General features: G+C 63.9%; 19 protein-coding genes. 2 read left to right on the top strand and 17 right to left on the bottom strand.

What is annotated here, in order from left to right; all coding sequences use genetic code 11:
• Positions 1-33 precede the first annotated feature (33 nt).
• The 14 genes from GGR44_RS11630 to GGR44_RS11565 all read right to left on the bottom strand — a co-directional run bounded on the left by GGR44_RS11630 (position 34) and on the right by GGR44_RS11565 (position 14989).
• Positions 34-414: a hypothetical protein gene (locus GGR44_RS11630; RefSeq protein WP_183955751.1), complete on the bottom strand. Its 381-nt coding sequence runs from the start codon at positions 412-414 to the stop codon at positions 34-36.
• Between the two features lie 330 nt (positions 415-744).
• The gene (gene dapD, locus GGR44_RS11625) at positions 745-1584 is read right to left on the bottom strand and encodes a 2,3,4,5-tetrahydropyridine-2,6-dicarboxylate N-succinyltransferase (RefSeq protein WP_183955750.1); all 840 of its coding nucleotides are present in this window, start codon (positions 1582-1584) and stop codon (positions 745-747) included.
• 2 nt (positions 1585-1586) lie between these two features.
• Positions 1587-2252 (bottom strand): pyrimidine 5'-nucleotidase, encoded by a 666-nt coding sequence (locus tag GGR44_RS11620; protein WP_183955749.1) that lies wholly within the window; start codon positions 2250-2252, stop codon positions 1587-1589.
• Between the two features lie 206 nt (positions 2253-2458).
• Positions 2459-3892, bottom strand: a complete 1434-nt coding sequence (locus tag GGR44_RS11615) for an ammonium transporter (RefSeq protein WP_183955748.1) — start codon at positions 3890-3892, stop codon at positions 2459-2461.
• A 13-nt stretch (positions 3893-3905) separates the two neighbouring features.
• Positions 3906-4244: a P-II family nitrogen regulator gene (locus tag GGR44_RS11610; protein WP_183955747.1), complete on the bottom strand. Its 339-nt coding sequence runs from the start codon at positions 4242-4244 to the stop codon at positions 3906-3908.
• Between the two features lie 165 nt (positions 4245-4409).
• Positions 4410-4973 carry a DUF924 family protein gene (locus tag GGR44_RS11605; RefSeq protein ID WP_246344579.1) on the bottom strand — a complete coding sequence of 188 codons (564 nt, stop codon included), beginning with the start codon at positions 4971-4973 and terminating at the stop codon, positions 4410-4412.
• 40 nt (positions 4974-5013) lie between these two features.
• A complete protein-coding gene (gene tldD, locus GGR44_RS11600; RefSeq protein ID WP_183955745.1) occupies positions 5014-6456 on the bottom strand; it encodes a metalloprotease TldD in 1443 nt (480 codons plus the stop codon).
• Positions 6457-6508: 52 nt separating this feature from the next.
• A complete protein-coding gene (gene pepN, locus GGR44_RS11595) occupies positions 6509-9109 on the bottom strand; it encodes an aminopeptidase N (protein WP_183955744.1) in 2601 nt (866 codons plus the stop codon).
• Between the two features lie 49 nt (positions 9110-9158).
• Positions 9159-10097 carry a ParB/RepB/Spo0J family partition protein gene (locus tag GGR44_RS11590; protein WP_183955743.1) on the bottom strand — a complete coding sequence of 313 codons (939 nt, stop codon included), beginning with the start codon at positions 10095-10097 and terminating at the stop codon, positions 9159-9161.
• Positions 10094-10876, bottom strand: coding sequence for a ParA family protein (locus GGR44_RS11585; protein ID WP_183955742.1), 783 nt, complete (start codon positions 10874-10876; stop codon positions 10094-10096). Before GGR44_RS11585 ends, GGR44_RS11590 begins: the two co-directional genes overlap by 4 nt.
• Positions 10873-11505 (bottom strand): 16S rRNA (guanine(527)-N(7))-methyltransferase RsmG, encoded by a 633-nt coding sequence (gene rsmG / locus GGR44_RS11580; protein WP_183955741.1) that lies wholly within the window; start codon positions 11503-11505, stop codon positions 10873-10875. Before rsmG ends, GGR44_RS11585 begins: the two co-directional genes overlap by 4 nt.
• Entirely contained in the window at positions 11502-13352 is a 1851-nt protein-coding gene (mnmG, locus tag GGR44_RS11575; protein ID WP_183955740.1) for a tRNA uridine-5-carboxymethylaminomethyl(34) synthesis enzyme MnmG, read from the bottom strand. Before mnmG ends, rsmG begins: the two co-directional genes overlap by 4 nt.
• 70 nt (positions 13353-13422) lie before the next feature.
• Positions 13423-14706 (bottom strand): tRNA uridine-5-carboxymethylaminomethyl(34) synthesis GTPase MnmE, encoded by a 1284-nt coding sequence (gene mnmE / locus GGR44_RS11570; RefSeq protein WP_183955739.1) that lies wholly within the window; start codon positions 14704-14706, stop codon positions 13423-13425.
• Positions 14707-14737: 31 nt separating this feature from the next.
• Positions 14738-14989, bottom strand: a complete 252-nt coding sequence (locus GGR44_RS11565; protein WP_183955738.1) for a DUF6489 family protein — start codon at positions 14987-14989, stop codon at positions 14738-14740.
• A gap of 144 nt (positions 14990-15133) precedes the next feature.
• On the opposite strand from GGR44_RS11565, the gene GGR44_RS11560 reads away from it, so the two are divergent.
• A complete protein-coding gene (locus tag GGR44_RS11560) occupies positions 15134-15832 on the top strand; it encodes a dienelactone hydrolase family protein (protein WP_183955737.1) in 699 nt (232 codons plus the stop codon).
• Positions 15833-15846: 14 nt separating this feature from the next.
• Positions 15847-16797, top strand: a complete 951-nt coding sequence (locus tag GGR44_RS11555) for a quinone oxidoreductase family protein (protein ID WP_183955907.1) — start codon at positions 15847-15849, stop codon at positions 16795-16797.
• Positions 16798-16883: 86 nt separating this feature from the next.
• On the opposite strand, the gene GGR44_RS11550 is transcribed toward GGR44_RS11555, so the two are convergent.
• From GGR44_RS11550 to rho, 3 genes are read right to left on the bottom strand one after another with little or no spacing between them, the layout of a single operon-like run.
• Positions 16884-17606, bottom strand: coding sequence for a YjbE family putative metal transport protein (locus GGR44_RS11550; protein ID WP_183955736.1), 723 nt, complete (start codon positions 17604-17606; stop codon positions 16884-16886).
• Complete coding sequence (locus tag GGR44_RS11545) at positions 17603-17893, bottom strand: antibiotic biosynthesis monooxygenase family protein (RefSeq protein ID WP_183955735.1); 291 nt, start codon at positions 17891-17893, stop codon at positions 17603-17605. Before GGR44_RS11545 ends, GGR44_RS11550 begins: the two co-directional genes overlap by 4 nt.
• A 7-nt stretch (positions 17894-17900) precedes the next feature.
• Positions 17901-19157: a transcription termination factor Rho gene (rho, locus tag GGR44_RS11540; RefSeq protein WP_183955734.1), complete on the bottom strand. Its 1257-nt coding sequence runs from the start codon at positions 19155-19157 to the stop codon at positions 17901-17903.
• Positions 19158-19274: the final 117 nt, after the last annotated feature.

The raw sequence follows: 19274 nt of genomic DNA, 5'->3' as shown, positions 1-19274 counted from the left end.
GCGGAATGTCGTCTTTCGGGCAACGCAGAATGGTTAGCCGACGTCTGGATATAGGGCACCATAGATCGTCAAGGCTAGACCAGCGGCAAATATTGCGATTGAAAACGTCTCCATTGGGACAGACATAAAGCGATTTGGAGCTTTATAAAGTAGTCGCTCCTTCAAATTTCTTTTAGGTGTCTTCGCCAAATGCTTCCGATTAAAATAGCTTCCCACTTTCCAGTTCACTATAGCCGCTGCAATTAGCGACAGTCCCCAATACCATCGTTGATCTGATAGTAGAGGCTGCGCAATTTGAAGCATGAGCGCAAAAACCATCATTGTGCCAAATATGGTTAGCGCGGTGACATAGCCTCGACCTATCCACCAAAAAACAAACATCATTTTCCCTCGGACCGAGCGCTTGCCGATCATAGGCTTTCGAGCAACTTCTGCAATGGCAGGTTTTGGGGACGTAGAGCAGCTTGAATAACGACAAAAAAATGGTCGCTACCTGCCATATCACTCCTGCCGTCATCCTGACGGAAGTCAGGATCCATTGGCTCAACTTTTCGTAGGATCGTGACCGTTGCGCCAATGGATCCCGGATCAAGTCCGGGATGGCGATTTAGAAGATCGGCTCTGGGATTGACCGTTGCGCTGGTGATCGAACGATTCTGGTCGCTGGCAGACCATCTGGACCCCTCCCCTTGGCCCCCAGAATGGCTCTGGGAAGGGATCGCTACAGCCACCCCCATCCGACCATCAATCGCGCAGCAGTTCGTTGATGCCGGTCTTCGAACGGGTCTGGGCGTCGACGCGCTTGACGATGACGGCGCAATAGAGGCTGGGGCCGGGGGCGCCGTCGGGCAGGGGCTTGCCCGGCAGCGATCCGGGGACGACCACCGAATAGGGCGGCACTTCGCCCATGAAGATTTCGCCGGTGGCGCGGTCGATGATCTTGGTCGACTGGCCGATGAAGACGCCCATCGACAGCACCGAACCCTTGCCGATGCGGACGCCCTCCACCACTTCGGACCGGGCGCCGATGAAGCAGTCATCCTCGATGATGACCGGATCGGCCTGAAGCGGTTCCAGCACGCCGCCAATGCCGACGCCGCCCGACAGGTGGACATTCTTGCCGATCTGGGCGCAACTGCCCACCGTCACCCAGGTGTCGACCATCGTGCCTTCGTCGACGAAGGCGCCGATGTTGACGAAGCTGGGCATCAGGATGACGTTCTTGGCCACATGCGCGCCCGCGCGGGCGAAGGCGCCGGGCACGGCGCGGAAACCGGCGGCGCGGAAGGCGGCCTCGTCCCAGCCGGCAAACTTGCTCGGCACCTTGTCCCACCAATGGCCCGCGCCGGGGCCATTTTCGATCATCATATTGTCGTTCAGGCGGAAGGACAGCAGCACCGCTTTCTTCAGCCACTGGTTGACCTGCCAGCCGTCGGCCAAGGGTTCGGCGACGCGGGCCGCGCCGCTGTCGAGCAGGCTGAGCGCATGGTCCACCGCCTGGCGCACCGGCCCCTGCGTCGTCAGGCTGATAGTGGCCCGGTCTTCCCAGGCGGCGTCGATGGTGGCGATGAGGTTGGTGGTCATGGTCATTCCCCGGTGATGGCGGCCAGAAAGGGCGCGAGATGGTCGGTTTCGTAGTCGATAAAATCGGGATGATGGTCGTGATTGCCCGCTTCGGAGCCATTGTCGACCCAGATGGTCGTCATGCCGATGGCCTTGGCGGGTTTGAGGTTGCGGGCCATATCCTCGAAAAAGGCGGCGCGGGTCGGGTCGACGCCATGGATCTCGCACAGGCTGCGATAACCGGCCGGGTCGGGCTTTGGCACATATTGGCAGGCGTGGATGTCGTGGATCAGCTCGAACGCGCCGGAAAGGCCCAGCCTGTCCAGCACCCGGCCAGCATAGGCTTCATCGCCATTGGTGAAGATCAGCCGGCGGCCCGGCAGCGCCGCGATATGGGCGTTGAGCGCCGGGTCGACGCTGAGCCGCTCCATCGAAATGTCATGGACATAGTCGAGGAAGGCGCGCGGGTCCGTACCATGATAGCGCATCAGCCCGGCCAGCGTCGTGCCATGCTCCATGAAATAGCGTTTCTGGACGGTGCGCGCCTCCACGGGGTCGCAGCCTAGCAACCCCTGGATGAATTCGCCCATCTTGATGTCGATCAGGCCGAACAGGTCCGCCTTCGCCGGATAGAGCGTATTGTCGAGATCGAAGATCCAGCAATCGACATGGGCAAGATCGGCGCGCATGGCCGGGCGATAATGCGCCCCGCCGCTCATCGCAAGGCGAATAGCGGCCCGGCCGGGCGCGGCCGGTGCGCTGCGCCCTTGCCCTTTGGCGACAAGGCAAAAAAAGGGGCCGACACTTTCGTGTCGACCCCGAGGCATGTTCGCAGGAGGAACATCGGTTGGCGGGCGGGCCCTTTCGCCGGTGGCGCGGCCCGCCCTGCCTTGTCTCAATAGTTGTAGGCGCGCTCGCCATGGCTGGAGAGGTCCATGCCTTCCTGCTCGGCGTCGACGCTGGGACGCAGGCCCATGGTCTTGTCGATGACGAAGAAGAGCACGGCGCTCAGCACACCCGAGTAGACCAGCGTGAAGGCCACAGCCTTGATCTGGGTGACGACCTGGGTTGCGATCGAGTAGCTGTCCGCGTCGAAGCCCGCCGGGAAGACGGTATAGTCGAACACGCCCTGGCCGCCGAGCGAAGGAGCCGCGACGATGCCGGTGGCGATGGCGCCAACGATACCGCCGATGCAGTGCACGCCGAATACGTCGAGGCTGTCGTCATAGCCGAACTTCGGCTTGGCGAAGGCGACGAACAGGTAGCAGACCGGCGAGACAACCAGACCAAGCAGGATCGACGTCATCGGCGCGCCCAGGCCAGCGGCCGGGGTGATCGCGACGAGGCCGGCGACTGCGCCGGTGACGGCGCCCAGAAGCGAGGGCTTGCCATGGTGGAACTGTTCAACCAGCGCCCAACTGACCGCCGCCGCGCAAGTGGCGACCATGGTGTTGATGAAGGCGACGCCGGTGACGGCATTGGCTTCCAGGTTGGAACCGGCGTTGAAGCCGAACCAGCCAACCCACAGCAGCGAAGCGCCGATCATGGTCATGGTCAGCGAGTGCGGCGGCATGGGCTCCTTGGGATAACCGGTGCGCTTGCCGATGATGAGGCAGCCCACGAGACCCGCGATACCGGCATTGATGTGCACCACGGTGCCGCCAGCGAAGTCGAGCGCGCCCCAGCCCCACAGCAGACCGGCGTCGGTCGGCGCATCGGCCAGGAAGTCCGGGCCTGCCCAGTACCAGACCATGTGCGCCATCGGGAAATAGACGATGGTCAGCCACAGGACGACAAACACGATCAGCGCGGAGAACTTCACGCGTTCGGCGAAAGCGCCCACGATCAGCGCCGGGGTGATCATGGCGAAGGTCATCTGGAAGACGACGAACACCAGTTCGGGCAGATAGATGTTGTTGCTGAACGTCGCTGCGAAGGTGGCGCTGGACACGTTCATCAGCATCGCCTTGTCGAGGCCGCCGACGAGCCACGGAACCGGCGTGCCGGTCGAGGTGAAGGCCATGGAATAGCCCCAGCAGCACCAGACCAGCCCGGCGACGGACACGATCATGAACACCTGCATCAGGATCGACAGCATGTTCTTGGTGCGAACCAGACCGCCGTAGAACAGGGCAAGGCCGGGAACGGACATCATCAATACCAGAGCGGCGGAAACCAGCATCCAGGCGACGTCGCCCTTATTGACCATGGCGGCCATGGAGGCGGCGTCCGGCGCCTTCACAGGCGCCTGCGCCAGGGCTGGCGCAGCGGCGAGCAGGGAAAGGCCGATGGCCCCCGCCACACCGCAAAGTTTCTTGGAAAAGGTCATTATTTCCCCCTTCTTACAGCGCGGTTTCGCCGGTTTCGCCAGTGCGGATGCGCACGGCCTGACCGACTTCCAGGACGAAGATCTTGCCATCGCCGATGGCGCCCGAATTGGCGGCGGCCTGAATCCCTTCGACCACGCGCGGCGCAAGGTCGTCGTCGCAGACCACCTCGACCTTGATCTTGGGAACCATGTTGGTCGAATATTCCGCGCCGCGATAGATTTCGGTCTGGCCCTTTTGACGGCCGAAGCCCTTGACCTCGCTGACCGTCATGCCGGCGATGCCGAGCGAGGAGAGTGCCTCGCGGACATCGTCAAGCTTGAACGGCTTGATGATAGCCATGACAAGTTTCATGTCGCCCCCTGTTTCTGGTGTGCGACCTTAGTGCAAGCAAGGGGCGTGCCAGTTTCTTAAAGCCGGGTTAATGCGGGGTTTGCGGCCGCCGAACCGAGTCTTTCCGCCAAAAAAATGGGCATCAAAGGTTCGTTGCCCATTTTTTAGGCAGTGCGGGCGCCTGATTTACCAGCCAGCGCCTGCCTCTACGGCATCCTGTTCTCCCGGGCGGCTTTCCCGCCGCAGTACGGCATTGCGATGCGGGAAGCGGCCATGACGGGCGATGATGTCATGGTGCCGCCGCGCGAAATCCAGTGAACGGGCATCGCCCAGTGCATCGAACAAGCGAACGGACAGGGCCTGATCCTCCAACGCCTCGCTGTGCATGAAGGGCATGTAGAAAAAGGCCTGACCCGCGCCGCCGATCTGGATGTCGAACCCCAGCGCGACGGCGCCATGGGCTATGGCGCGGGCCAGCGGATCGGTGGCGAAGGCCTGTGCAGCGCCGCGGAACATGTTGCGGGGCATCTGGTCGAACAGGATAATCGCGGCCAGCGCTGCGTCCGCTCGCGCCAGAAAGGTCTCGGCTGGCTGGCTGCGTTTTTCCGCCCACAGGGCAAGCCAGCGATCGGCGCACAGCGCATCGATCGCCGGGTCATGGCCCCACCATCCCTGCTCGCCCACCTCCGCGAACCAGAAATGGAGCAGGGACGCGACCCAATCAGGGATGGGAGCGGTAGAATCGGTCATCCCGGGGAGACGCATGGCGTCGCCAGCGGTTCCATGGGGATCAGGCCGCCGTGCCGCCGACGGTCAGCCCCTCCATCAGCAAGGTCGGCTGGCCCACGCCCGCAGGCACACTCTGGCCGCCCTTGCCGCACATGCCGATGCCTTCGTCGAGCGCCCAGTCATTGCCGATGCCGATGACCCTGGTCAGCGCGGTCGGCCCGTCGCCGATCAGCGTCGCGCCCTTTATTGGGTCGCCCAGCCTGCCATTTTCGACCTTATAGGCCTCCGTGCAGGAAAAGACGAACTTGCCCGACACGATGTCGACCTGTCCGCCGCCAAAGCTTTTCGCGAAAATGCCGCTTTTCATGCGCGACAGCAACTCTGCCGGGTCGTCCTGACCGCCCTTGATAAAGGTGTTAGTCATGCGCGGCATGGGGGCATGAGCATAGCTTTCGCGGCGACCATTGCCTGTGGGCGCGACGCCCATAAGCCGGGCATTGAGCCGATCCTGCATATAACCGCGCAAGATGCCGTCCTCGATCAGGATATTTTCCTGCGTCGGCGTGCCCTCATCATCGATGCTGAGCGATCCGCGCCGGTCCATGATGCCGCCATCGTCGACCACGGTCACGCCGGATGCCGCGACGCGCTGACCCAGGCGGCCGGAAAAGGCGCTGGTCCCCTTGCGGTTGAAATCGCCCTCCAGCCCGTGGCCAATGGCTTCGTGCACCAGCACGCCGGGCCAGCCGGGGCCGAGCAGCACGGTCATTTCGCCCGCGGGGGCCGCGACGGAGCGCATATTGGTGCGCGCCTGGGCCAGCGCCTCGTCAATGGCGCGGTTCCATATGCCCTCGTCCATCACCCGGTCATAGAGATAGCGGCCGCCAATGCCGAAGGAGCCGGTTTCGCGGCGGCCATTGTCCTCCAGGATGATGGAGATGTTGAGCCGGACCAGCGGGCGGACGTCGGTCGCCGTGAAACCATCGGCGCGCACGATTTCCAACACCGACCAGCTTCCCGCCAGGCTGACCGAAACCTGCGCGACGCGCGGGTCGCGGCCGCGGGCGGCGGCGTCGATGGCGGCGCATAAAGCGACCTTCTCGGCGAAGGGCACGATTTCGAGCGGATTGGCGTCGGTATAGAGGTGGCGATTGGTATGCTGCGGCGGCGGCGCAGGCTGGCCCTTTGCCGGATCGAGCAGGGTCAGCGTCTCGGCCGCCTTGCGGATGGCGCGCTCGCTAATGTCATTGGCATGGGCAAAGCCGGTCATTTCGCCCGACACGCCGCGCAGGCCAAAGCCCGCGTCGGTCGAATAATCGGCGGTTTTCAGTCGCCCGTCATCGAAGCCAAAGGCCTCGCTCGCCCGATATTGCAGGTAAAGTTCGCCATCGTCGCACGCCCGCAACGCATCAGCGGTCAATCGGCGCGCGCCATCGGGGTCAAGCAGGCCGGGACGATAGAGGAGGCCGCGGGCGTCGGTGAACTGGGAAGCGATGTCGGTCATATGCTCGATATAGGACGCGCGCGCGCCAAGCCCAATCGAAAAGCGCGCGCCCTTATTCCAGGCTCTTGCTCGCCTGCTCCGTCACATCCTTCGACAGGCCAGGCTGGGCCAAGATTCGCTCCAGCTCGGCCCGCATCATCGCGGCGCGGCTGGCGTCAAACCGCTTCCACCGGCCGAGCGGCGGCGCCAGCCGGGCGGCGGTCTGCGGATTCAATCGGTCAAGCGCCATGATGCAGTCGGCGACCAGCCTGTACCCCTTGCCCGATGCATGATGGAACGCCCATTGATTGGCGGCAAAGGCGCCATAGAGCGCGCGCACCCGATTAGGATTGGACAGGGTGAAAGCCTTGTGCCGCCCCAGTTCCTCGACCAGGTCGACGGTGTCGGGGTGGAAGGCCAGCGCCTGCGTCTGGAACCATTTGTCCAGCACCAGCGGGTCATCGCTGTAGCGATGATAGAAGATGTCCAGCGCCGCTTCGCGTTCATTGCTCCTGCCGCTGGCCAATGTCGCCAGCGCCGATTGCCGTTCGGTCATATTGTCGGCACGGTCGAACTGGGTGAAGGCGATGGCTGGGCCATCCTCCGCCCCCGACGCCACCAGATAGGTGAGCGCGACATTGCGCAGGGCGCGCGCGCCCTTGGCGGCGGGCGAGAGGGCAAAGCCATTGGCCTGTGTCCGTGCATGAATGTCGCGCCACAACGGTTCCAGTTCCACCCCGATCCGCTGTTGTAACGCATCGCGCGCGGCGTGAATCGCATCGGGATCGACCATCGCCATCTGGTCGCCCAGATAGGCTTCGGCGGGCAGGCGGATGGCTTCGGCGATGAAGGCGGGGTCGAGCGCGGGGTTGGTCGCGGTCTGGCGGATGGCGGCAATCACGGTGCTTTCATCCACCGGCTGGCCCGCAACCGTGCCGACCAGCACATTGACCATCAATTGCTGCATCGCCTCATAACGGGCGAAGGGATCGTCGTCATGGGCGGACAGGAAAGCGAGATCCGCCTGGGACCGTTCGCTTTCGATGATGACCGGGCTGGAAAAGCCGCGATTGATCGACAGGAGGGGCGATTGCGCGAAGCCTTCGAAGGTGAAGCTCTGTTCCGCCTGCGTCAGCATCAGCAATTGCTCGCCGCTATGGCTGCCGGTGGCCGGGTCGAACAGGGCGGTGCGCAGCGGAATGACCATCGGCTGCTTGTCGGGCTGGCCGGGCGTGGGCGGCACGGCCTGCGCCAGCGTCAGCGTGGCGGCGCCGGTGACCGGATCATGCGCCAACCGGGCGGCGACGCGCGGGGTGCCCGCCTGTTCGTACCAGCGGCGGAACTGGGTGAGGTCGATTGCACCGCCCTCCTCCATCGCGCGGACAAAATCCTCGCAAGTGGCGGCCTGCCCGTCATGCCGGTCGAAATAGAGGTCTGCGCCCGCGCGGAACCGTTCCGGCCCCAGCATCAGGGCCATCATGCGAATGATCTCCGCGCCCTTGTTATAGACGGTCGAAGTGTAGAAGTTACTGATTTCCATATAGGATTCAGGACGTATCGGGTGCGCCAGCGGCCCGGCATCCTCCTGAAACTGGGCTGCGCGCAGGATGCGGACATCCTCTATCCGCTTGACCGCATGGCTGCCCATGTCGGCCGAGAAATTCTGGTCGCGGAAAACCGTGAAGCCCTCTTTCAGGCTGAGCTGGAACCAGTCGCGGCACGTGACTCGGTTGCCCGACCAGTTGTGGAAATATTCGTGGGCGACCACCCCCTCCACTCCGTCATAGTCCATGTCGGTCGCGGTTTCCGGGTCGGCCAATATGTAGCGCGAATTGAAGATGTTGAGACCCTTGTTCTCCATTGCGCCGAAATTGAAATCGGCAACGGCGACGATGTTGAACACGTCCAGATCATATTCGCGGCCATAGACTCGCTCGTCCCAGGCCATGCTGTCCTTCAGCGCCTTCATGGCATGGGCCGTGCGCGGCAGGTCGGCCTCGCACACCCATATGCCGAGCCGCACTTCGCGCCCGCTCATCGTCACGAAGCTGTCGGCGTTGCAGGCCAGGTCGCCCGCGACCAGCGCGAAGAGATAGCATGGTTTGGGGAAGGGATCGCGCCACTCCGCCCAGTGGCGGCCGTCAGCGCCTTCGCCCTGCCCCACCGGATCGCCATTGGACAGCAGCACCGGATAGAGCGCCTTGTCCGCTGTCATTCGCACATGGTAGCGCGAGAGCACATCGGGACGGTCGGGGAAGAAGGTGATGCGGCGAAATCCTTCCGCTTCGCACTGGGTGCAGAGCAGGCCGCCGCTGGCGTAAAGGCCCATCAGCTTGCTGTTGCTGGCCGGCGCGATGTCGACCAGCGTTTCGACGCTGTGCGCGTCGCCAGTCAGGGGAATGATGAGCGCGCCACCCTCCATCGACCAGCCTTCGGGCGTCAGCTCCTGCCCGTCGACCCGGACCAGCAGCGGCACCAGCCCGTCGCCGTCCAGCCTGAGCGGCCGGCCGTGCGCGCCGTTGCGGGCGACGCTGAGCGTTGCGTGGACGCGGGTGTGCGCGGCGTCAAGGTCAAAATCGAGCGCGAGGTCGGGGACCAGCCAGTCGGGTGCCCGATAATCGCTGCGACGGATGATGGCGGGCGCGGCGCCGCCGGTGGATTGCATGTCGGCCATGCCCGCAAACTAGGCAGGCCGGACGCAAAACGCCAGTGGCGGAAAGGACTTAAATCCGCTCACCCGACAAGCGCTGGCAGAGCATGTCGAGCTGGTCGAGCGATGAATAGCGCAGCGACAACAGGCCGCCCTGCCCGCCCTTGCCATCGCCATGGGCGATTTCGACCTTCAGCCCCAATATGTCGGCCAGATGATGTTCCAGTGCCGCGATGTCGGCATCCTTGCCGGCTGTCGCACCGCCGGACGATCGCGCCGACGGCCTGGCATCGTCGCCCTTCTTCACCTGCCGCACCAGCTTTTCGGTGTCGCGCACCGACAGGCCCTTGTCCTCGATGCGGCGGGCCAGCGCCTCGCAATCGGGCGCGCCGATCAGCGCGCGGGCATGGCCCATGGAGATGCGCGATTCCATCACCGCCGATTGCACGGTGCGCGGCAAGTCGAGCAGGCGCATGAGATTGGCGATATGGCTGCGCGATTTGCCGACGAGGCGGCCCAGCGCCTCCTGGCTATGGCCGAATTCGCCGATCAGCTTGCGATAGGCCTCCGCTTCTTCGATGGGGTTCAGCTCCTCGCGCTGGATATTTTCGACAAGGGCGATTTCCAGCGTTTCGGCTTCGTCGAATTCGCGGACAATGGCGGGGATGCGATGAAGCTGCGCCCGTTGCGACGCGCGCCAGCGGCGTTCGCCCGCGACAATCTGGTAGCCATTGCCATGGGGGCGAACGATGATCGGCTGGATGACGCCGCGCTGCGCAATGCTCTCCGCCAGCTCTTGCAGAGCGCCTTCGTCGAAATGGCGGCGCGGCTGTTCAGGATGCGGATGAATGAGTGCGATCTCGATGCTTTGCACGGACCGGCTCGAACCGGTGGCGGGCGTTGGCGCTGAAATCGAAGTTTCCTGATTCACGTCGCCCAGCAGCGCGGACAGGCCACGGCCGAGGCCCGTGCGCTTGACGGCCTTGGGCTTCTCGCTCGCCTGTTCGTTCACGCAGCGACCTCCTGCCGGGGCAGGCGGGCAATGAGTTCGCGGGCAAGGCGCATATAGGCTTCCGATCCAGAACAGCGGATATCGTAGATGAGCGCGGGCATCCCATGGCTGGGCGCTTCCGACAGGCGGACGTTGCGCGGAATGACCGTGGAAAAGACGAGGTCGCCCAGGCACGCGCGCACGTCATCAGCGACCTGATCGGTCAGGCGGTTGCGCCGGTCATACATGGTCAGCGCGACGCCCATGATCGACAGGTCGGGATTGAAGCGACCACGAATACGGTCGACAGTCTGGAGCAGTTGCGAAAGGCCCTCCAACGCGAAAAACTCGCACTGGAGCGGCACCAAAAGCGATTGCGCCGCGACAAGTGCGTTGATGGTCAGCAGACCGAGAGAGGGCGGACAGTCGATCAGGCAAATGTCCCAGCGGCCTGGCTGCGCCTCATCCAGCACGCGCTGGAGTCGGTGGGTGCGCTCCTCATAGTCGATCAGTTCGATCTCCGCACCCGACAGATCCTGCGTCGCGGGGATCAGGTCCAGCTTGGGCACAGCGGTGCGGATCACCGCTTCGTCGAGTGCGCAACCGCCCATCAGCAATTCATAGCTGGACTGGTCGCGCTGGGTGCGGCCTATGCCAAGGCCGGTCGAGGCGTTGCCCTGAGGATCGAGATCAACCAACAGCACGCGCAGGCCGGTCGCCGCCAGACCCGTGGCCAGATTGATGGCGGTGGTGGTTTTGCCCACGCCGCCTTTCTGATTGGCGATGGCGATACGGATCATCGGCGGCCCTTCCTCTTGACGGAGTGCGCCACGACGATCGCGCTTTCGGGATCGGTGACGCTGCGTTCCACGTGAAACGCACCCTGCCATGTTGGACGCACCGCCTCCAGTTCATTTTCGGCATTTCGGCCCTTTGGCAGCAGCCAGAGTGTCTTTTCTGTGGATAGATGGATGGCGGAGTCGAGCAGGCGGGGCAGCGGCGCATAAGCGCGGGCGCTGATGATGGCGGCCCGCGCGGTCGGCACGGTTTCGACACGACCGCCAAACACGCTCACATGGCCGAGGCGGAGATCAGCGGCGACCTCGGAGAGAAAGTTGATGCGCTTGCGTCGGGATTCGACCAGCACCACCGGCCGGCCGGACAAGATCGCGACGACGATGCCGGGCAGTCCCGCGCCTGACCCTAGATCGATCCAGGAGCCATCCGTGGCATCTTTCGCGAAGGGCAATAATTGAGCCGAATCGACGATATGGCGGGCCCACATCTGATCGCGGGTGGATTCCGCGATCAGATTTTGGTGCGCCATCCCGGCGAGCAACAGGGCGATATAGCGTTCCAGCTTTGCCCATGTTTCACGTGGAACATCCCATTGCGCGGCAATCCAACTGCGCGCCTCGTCCTCGGTCATGCGGCGCGTCGCCTGATGTGGACGAGGATGGCGGCGAGCGCGGCGGGCGTTATGCCGCGCACCCGGCTGGCGGCGGCAAGCGTCTCGGGCCGTGCGGCGCCCAGCCGTTCGCGCATCTCGCTGGAGAGTCCGCCGATGCTGACGAAATCGAAATCGGCTGGGATAACGACGCGCTCATTGCGGCGCAGTTCGACGACCTCCGCCTCCTGCCGCTCAAGATAGGGGGCGTAGTGGGCGTCCTCCAATATCTCGTCGCGCAAGTCGATGGGGATGGTTGCGAGCGTGGGGGCCATCGCCATCAGCAGGCCCGAGCCGACTTCAGGGAAGCGCGCCCATGCGAACAGGCTCTGCCGGGCGCCGTCCTGACGGACTGCGGCGCCGGCCTTCGCCATCTCGCTCGACGTGCGTTCGATGGCCAGTTCGGCCTCAACCGCAGCGCGTTGCGCCTGGCGTTCCGCGAAACGGCCCGCCCGTTCTGCCCCGATGACGCCGTGGGCGAGGCCAATAGGAGTAAGCCGCGTTACGGCATTGTCGGCGCGCAGGCGCAGGCGATATTCGGCGCGCGCCGTCAGCATTCGATAGGGCTCGGTTACGCCCTGCAGCACCAGATCGTCGATCATCACCCCAATATAGCTGCTGGAGCGGTCAAGGATCATGGGCGCTTCATCGCGGGCGAAGGCGGCGGCGTTGACGCCCGCCACCAGCCCTTGTGCGGCGGCTTCCTCATAGCCGGTGGTGCCGTTGATCTGCCCGGCGCAAAACAGGCCCGCCACCGCACGCAGTTCGAGCGAGGCAGTCAGCGCCCGCGGGTCGACATGATCATATTCGACCGCATAACCGGGCACGACAATCTCCGCCTGTTCGAGTCCGGCCATGGATCGGACCATGGCCACCTGGACATCGGTGGGAAGCGAAGTGCTGATGCCGTTCGGATAGACGAGATGGTCGTCCAGCCCCTCCGGCTCCAGAAATATCTGGTGTCCATCGCGGTCGCCGAAACGCAGGATTTTGTCCTCGATCGACGGGCAATAACGCGGCCCCCGCCCTTCGATCGCGCCGCTGAACAAGGGCGAGCGGTTCAGCCCATCGCGGATGATCGCATGGGTTCGTTCATTGGTGCGCGTGATCGCGCAGGCCAGTTGGGGCAAGGGTCGGCCATCGGACAGCGGCGACATGGTCCAGCCCGCCTTGTCGGACGGTTGCGCCTCCAGCGCTGCCCAATCGATGGTGCGCCCGTTGATGCGCGGCGGCGTGCCGGTTTTGAGGCGAGCGATGGGCAGGCCGAGCTCACGCAACTGGATGCCCAGCGCGGTGGCGGCGCGTTCACCCGTGCGGCCGCCGGTCATTCGTTCCTCGCCCCTGAACAGCTTGCCGCCCAGGAAGGTGCCTGTGGCCAGAACGATGGCGGGCGCGTCAATATGGGAACCATCGGCGAGATCAAGGCCGGCTACAGCCCCATGCTTCAGGCGAATGCCGACGGCTTCACCCTCCACCAGCTCCAGTCCCGACTGGTCTGCCAGCATCTGCTGAATGGCGGCGCGATAGCGTTTGCGGTCGGCCTGGATACGGGGGCCTTGCACCGCCGCGCCCTTGCTGCTGTTCAGCATCCGGTAATGGATGGCGGCGGCATCGGCGGCGCGGGCGATCAGCCCGTCAAAGGCGTCGACTTCGCGGACCAGATGGCCCTTGCCCAGGCCGCCAATAGCGGGGTTGCAGGACATGGCGCCGACGGTCGCCCGCTCAAAGGTCAGCAAGGCGACGCGCGCACCCTTGCGCGCCGCCGCGGCGGCCGCTTCGCATCCGGCATGGCCGCCACCGACCACGATCACATCATAGCGTTTCTGCATGGGCGCGACTTACCCTTTTTGGCGGTCATCGTCAAAAGCCTGTTCCACGTGGAACAATGGTGGCCAGCGGCTATTTGCCGATGCAGAAGCCGCCGAACAGCCGGTCGAGCATATCCTCCGTCCCCGCCCTGCCCGTCAGCCGATCTATGGCGCCGCGCGCGCCGCGCAGTTCTTCCGCGACGATCAGCATGTCGGTTGTGGAAAGCGCCGATGCAAGATGGCGGGCGATGGTCTCGCCATGGGTGCGCTGGCGCATGTGCAGCGCATAGTCGCCCTCCCCGGGCAGCAATTGCGCGGCGCGTTCGAGCAGCATGGCGCGCAGCCTGTCCATCCCCTCCCCCGTCACTGCCGACAGGCGGATATCGTGGCGGCCATCATCGGGCAGGCGGTCGCATTGCGCGGCGACAAGGATGGCGTCGGCGCGCGGCGGCGTGGCCGGGTCGCCCAGCCACAATAGGATATCGGCGGCATCGACAGCGGCGCGGGCGCGGTCGATGCCGATGGCCTCGATCGCATCCCCCGCTTCTTCACGCAGGCCCGCCGTGTCGGTCAGCAGAAACGGCGTCCCACCCCAGGCGGCTGGCGCCTCTATCCGGTCGCGCGTCGTGCCCGCCACATCGGAAACGATGGCGGCGTCCCGCCCGACCAGCGCGTTGAGCAATGTCGACTTGCCGGCATTGGGCGGCCCGGCCAGCACCACCCGAACGCCGTCGCGCAGCCGCTCCGCCGATGGCGCCGCCAGCGCCGCGCCCACATCGCTGGCGAGCGCGGATATGCCATGGCCGATCCGCGCCTCGATATCGTCGGCGGGAACATCATCTTCGTCGGAAAAGTCGAGCGCGGCCTCCACCATGGCGGACAGGGTCAGCAGTTCATCCCGCCACCGGTCGACGCGGCGTGAAAAATGCCCCTCCGCCATGGCCAAAGCGGCACGGCGTTGGTGTTCGGTTTCCGCGGACAGCAAGTCAGCCAGACCTTCGACCGCGTTAAGGTCCAGCCGCCCATTGTCGAAAGCGCGGCGGGTGAACTCCCCTGCCTGTGCCGGACGCAGACCAGCGATTCGGCCAAGCACATTCTCCACCGCGCGCACGATGGCGCGGCCGCCATGGCAATGAAGTTCAGCCAGATCCTCGCCCGTGGCGGTGTTCGGTCCGGGCAGCCAGAGCAGCAGCGCGCGGTCCAGCGGCGATCCGTCGTCGGGATCGGTCAACAGGCGCAGGCTTGCGCGGCGCGGTTGGGGCAAGGGGCCCCCCAGCGATGCCAGCGTCGTCCCGGCAAGCGGACCGCTGATCCTTAGGATCGCGATGCCAGCCGGTGGCGCGCCGCTCGACAGGGCGAATATGGTGTCGGTCACTGGTCGTGGCCTGATGGATGGCCCGAGCCGTTTATTTATCCTTGTTGCCGAGCCCGCCTGAGGCGAGGCCAAGATCCATCATTTGCTTGAACAGCCGCATGCCCGCATCGCCGATGGGCGACACACTTTTCAGCATGGTTTCCATCTGTTCCAGGCTGCCCGCCCCTTCCCAGGCATCAAGCACGGTCTTCACATATCTGTCGTGCAGGGGCGTTACATCGGGCAGGCCCAGAAAGGCGCGGGCTTCGGCTGGTGTGCAGTCCACGTCGACAGATACTTTCATGCTGTCTTCCCTTGTCGCAATCGTCTGAAAACCGTCATGACGCATTTGTGATGAAAATGCCAATTTTTTGAAGGGCTCTCGATGGTTGCGCTCTTTGATCGCCGGGCCAATATGGTCAACGATCTTTCAGGAAAGGATGAACCCATGGCGGAATTTGAATCGATCGCGACGCTGGATGGCTCGGGCAGCTTCGACGCCTATGTCGCTCGCCCCGATGGCACGCCCAAGGCGGCGATCATCATCATACAGGAAATATTCGGTGTGAACGAAGGCATTCGCCGCAAATGCGATGCCTGGGCCGCCGCCGGATATCTCGCTTATGCGCCCGACCTGTTCTGGCGTCTTCGCCCGCATATCGAACTGGACGCTGATGTTCCTGAAGAGTTGCAGGAGGCCTTTGGCCTGTTCGGCCAGTTCGATCAGGATGCGGGGATCGCCGACATCGAAGCGACGATCAAGGCCGCGCGTGCCGATATGGGCGGCGGGAAGGTCGGGCTGGTCGGCTATTGTCTGGGCGGGCGGTTGGCGTTCATGTCCGCCTGCCGCACCGATGGCGACGCCTTTGTCGGCTATTATGGCGTCGGCATCGACGGACTGCTGAACGAACAACATGCCATTGGTAAGCCGGTTCTGCTGCATATTCCGACCGCCGACGGCTTCGTACCCGCCGAAACGCAGAAGGCGATGCATGAGGGGCTGAGCGACAATCGCCATGTGACCCTTTATGATTATGAAGGGCTCGACCATGGTTTTGCCGCCGAAATGGGCGCGCGCCGAAATGAGGAGGCCGCGACGCTGGCCGATGGCCGCACGGCTGCTTTCTTCGCGGAGCATCTGGCCTGATGCATGCCTGGCGCATGATCGCCCGCCGCCATGGCGGGCCGGAGGTGATCGAGCGCGAAGCCTTCGATCCCGGCCCACCGGGGCCGGGCGAAGTGCTGATCGCGCAGGAGGCCGTCGGGCTCAACTTCATCGACACCTATTATCGATCCGGGCTCTATCCCGCCGATCTGCCGTTGACATTGGGATCGGAAGGGGCAGGCCATGTCGTCGCCGTGGGCGAAGGGGTGACCGATTTCAGCGTCGGCGACAAGGTCGGCTGCGTCAGTGGGCAGGGCAGCTATGCCAGCCACCGGATTGTGCCGGCCGGTCAACTCGTGCGCATTCCCGACGCCATCGGGTGCGATGAGGCCGCGGCCATGATGTTGAAAGGCATGACCGCCTGCTATCTGGCCGAAGACAGCGTCGCTCTGGAAGCGGGGCAGGTCGCGCTGGTCCATGCGGCGGCCGGGGGCGTCGGATCGGTGTTGGCGCCATGGCTGCGGGACAAGGGCGTGGTCGTGATCGCTCATGCGGGCACGGCCGCAAAGGCCGCCGGCGTCGATGCGGATCACCGCCTGACCGGCGCTTTCGACGCCCTGCCCGAACAGGTGCGGGCGCTGACCGGGGGCAGGGGCGTCGATGTCGTCTATGACGGCGTCGGCAAGGACAGCTGGAGCGCCTCGCTCGCCTGCCTGAAGCGGCGCGGGTTGATGGTCAGTTTCGGCAATGCATCGGGGGCGGTGCCGCCGGTCAGCCTGCTGGAACTTAGCCGGGGCGGTTCGCTCTACGTAACCCGCCCTACCCTGTTCGACTATATTGCGACGCCATCGGAACTGACCCATACCGCTCAAAGGCTGTTCGACCATATGCAGCGCGGCGTTGTGAAGGCCGCGATCGGCCAGCGTTTTGCCTTGGCGGATGCCGCTGATGCGCATCGCGCGCTGGAGTCGCGGGCGACCACGGGATCGACCATTTTGCTACCCTGAACCCGCACGCCGTCTTCGCGACGCATCAAAAATGCGCGGAGCCAATTGGCCCCGCCCATTTTTTCGTCCTTTCAAACGCGCTCGGGTCAAACGAACAGCGTCAAAATTCCGACATTATGGTCGACAACGCCCTCGTAGATCATCTTGACCGCGACATAGACGATGACGGCCAGGCCCAGATAGGCGATCCAGCGGAAGCGTTCGATATATTTGGCGATGATATTGGCGGCGATGCCCATCAGCGCGACCGACAGGATCAGGCCGATAATCAGGATGCCGGGGTGATCGCGCGCCGCCCCTGCCACCGCGAGCACATTGTCCAGGCTCATGGATACGTCCGCCACGGCCACGGCCCAGGCGGCGGCGGCGAAGCTTTTCGCCGGGCGCAGGCCGGAAATATCATCATCGCTCGGATCGTCTGGCGTATCGCCACCACGCGCCGGATGAAGCTCGCGCCACATTTTCCAGCTGACCCACAGCAACAGCAGACCACCCGCCAGGATCAGGCCGACAATCTGCATCAACTGGCTGACCACCAGCGCAAAGCCGATGCGCAACACCAGCGCCGCGATGATGCCGATCAGGATGACCTTCTTGCGCTGCGCCGCAGGCAGCCCGGCGGCCAGCGCGCCGACGACGATGGCGTTGTCGCCCGCCAGCAGCACGTCGATCATCAGCACCTGGCCAAAGGCCGCCAGTGCGGATGGTGATCCTATATTGCTGAAATCATTGACGATATGGCCCCAGATCTCGGCAGGCGAGCCAAGTCCCTGGGTTGCGGCCGCAGCGGCGGTGAACAGGTCGATCAAAGCGGGTCTCCGAAATAGCGAACATGCGGCATCGGATCATAAAAACCGTGCAGCAAGGCGCGCCACTGTTGATAGCGATCCGACCGCCGAAATCCATCACGATGATCGGCAATCGACGCCCATTGCACAAGCAACAGATAGACGCCCGGTTCCTCGATCGCCGGGCGCAATTCCATTCCCAGAAAACCGGGCGACGCCGCGATCAGCGGCCGGGTCTGTTCCATGGCGGCGCGAAAGGCGGCGTCCTGCCCGTCACGGACATGCAGCAGCGCCTGTTCCAGGACCATGGCGCCCTTATTGATTCATCGAATCGAAGAAGTCCTCGTTGGTCTTGGAATCCTTCATCTTGTCGAGCAGGAATTCCATCGCGTCGATGGTGCCCATTTGCATCAGGATGCGACGCAGCACCCACATCTTGGACAGCTTGGCCTTGTCGACCAGCAATTCTTCCTTGCGGGTGCCCGACTTGCCGACATCCAGCGCCGGGAAGATGCGCTTGTCCGCGACCTTGCGGTCGAGCACGATTTCCGAGTTTCCGGTGCCCTTGAACTCTTCGAAGATGACTTCGTCCATGCGGCTGCCGGTGTCGATCAGCGCGGTGGCGATGATGGACAGCGAACCGCCCTCTTCAATATTGCGCGCCGCGCCGAAGAATCGCTTGGGCCGCTGGAGCGCATTGGCGTCGACGCCGCCGGTCAGCACCTTGCCCGACGAAGGCACCACGGTGTTGTAGGCGCGGCCGAGGCGGGTGATGGAGTCGAGCAGGATGACGACATCCTTCTTGTGCTCGACCAGCCGCTTGGCCTTCTCGATCACCATTTCGGCGACCTGGACGTGACGGGTGGCGGGTTCGTCGAAGGTGGAGGACACGACCTCGCCCTTCACGCTGCGCTGCATGTCGGTGACTTCCTCCGGCCGCTCGTCGATCAGCAGCACCAGGAGGAAGACTTCGGGATGATTGTCGGTAATGGCCTTGGCGATGTTCTGAAGCATCACCGTCTTGCCGACGCGGGGCGGCGCGACGATCAGCGTGCGCTGGCCCTTGCCCTGCGGCGAGATGATGTCGATGACGCGGGCCGACTTGTCCTTGACGGTCGGGTCAAGCGTGTCGAGGCTCAGCTTCTCATCGGGATAGAGCGGCGTCAGATTGTCGAAATTGACGCGATGGCGCACCACGTCGGGATCATCGAAATTGACGGAAATCAGCTTGGTCAGCGCGAAATAGCGTTCGCCGTCCTTGGGCGCGCGAATTTCGCCTTCCACCGTATCGCCGGTGCGCAGGCCGAATTTGCGGACCTGATTGGGCGACACATAAATATCGTCGGGACCAGCCAGATAATTGGCTTGCGGGCTGCGCAGGAAGCCAAAGCCGTCGGGCAGCACCTCTATCGTGCCCTCACCCATGATCTGCTCGCCATTTTCAGCCTCGGCCTTCAGGATCGCGAACATCAGATCCTGTTTGCGCAGGGTCGATGCGCCTTCCACACCCAGCTCTTCGGCCATGGTGACGAGGTCGGCGGGCGCTTTTTTCTTGAGGTCCTTGAGATGCATGGGTGCGTGTCCGGTGGGTAGGAATGACAATAGGGGATTGTGGCCCGGGCGTCGAAGGAAAAGGAAAGTCCCGCGCCGGGCGGCAAGGGGAAGGATTTCCCCATAACGCAGGATGAT

This window comes from Sphingobium fontiphilum (assembly GCF_014196635.1).
Classification (GTDB): domain Bacteria; phylum Pseudomonadota; class Alphaproteobacteria; order Sphingomonadales; family Sphingomonadaceae; genus Sphingobium; species Sphingobium fontiphilum.
This window is presented reverse-complemented; position numbering and strand designations above follow the sequence as displayed.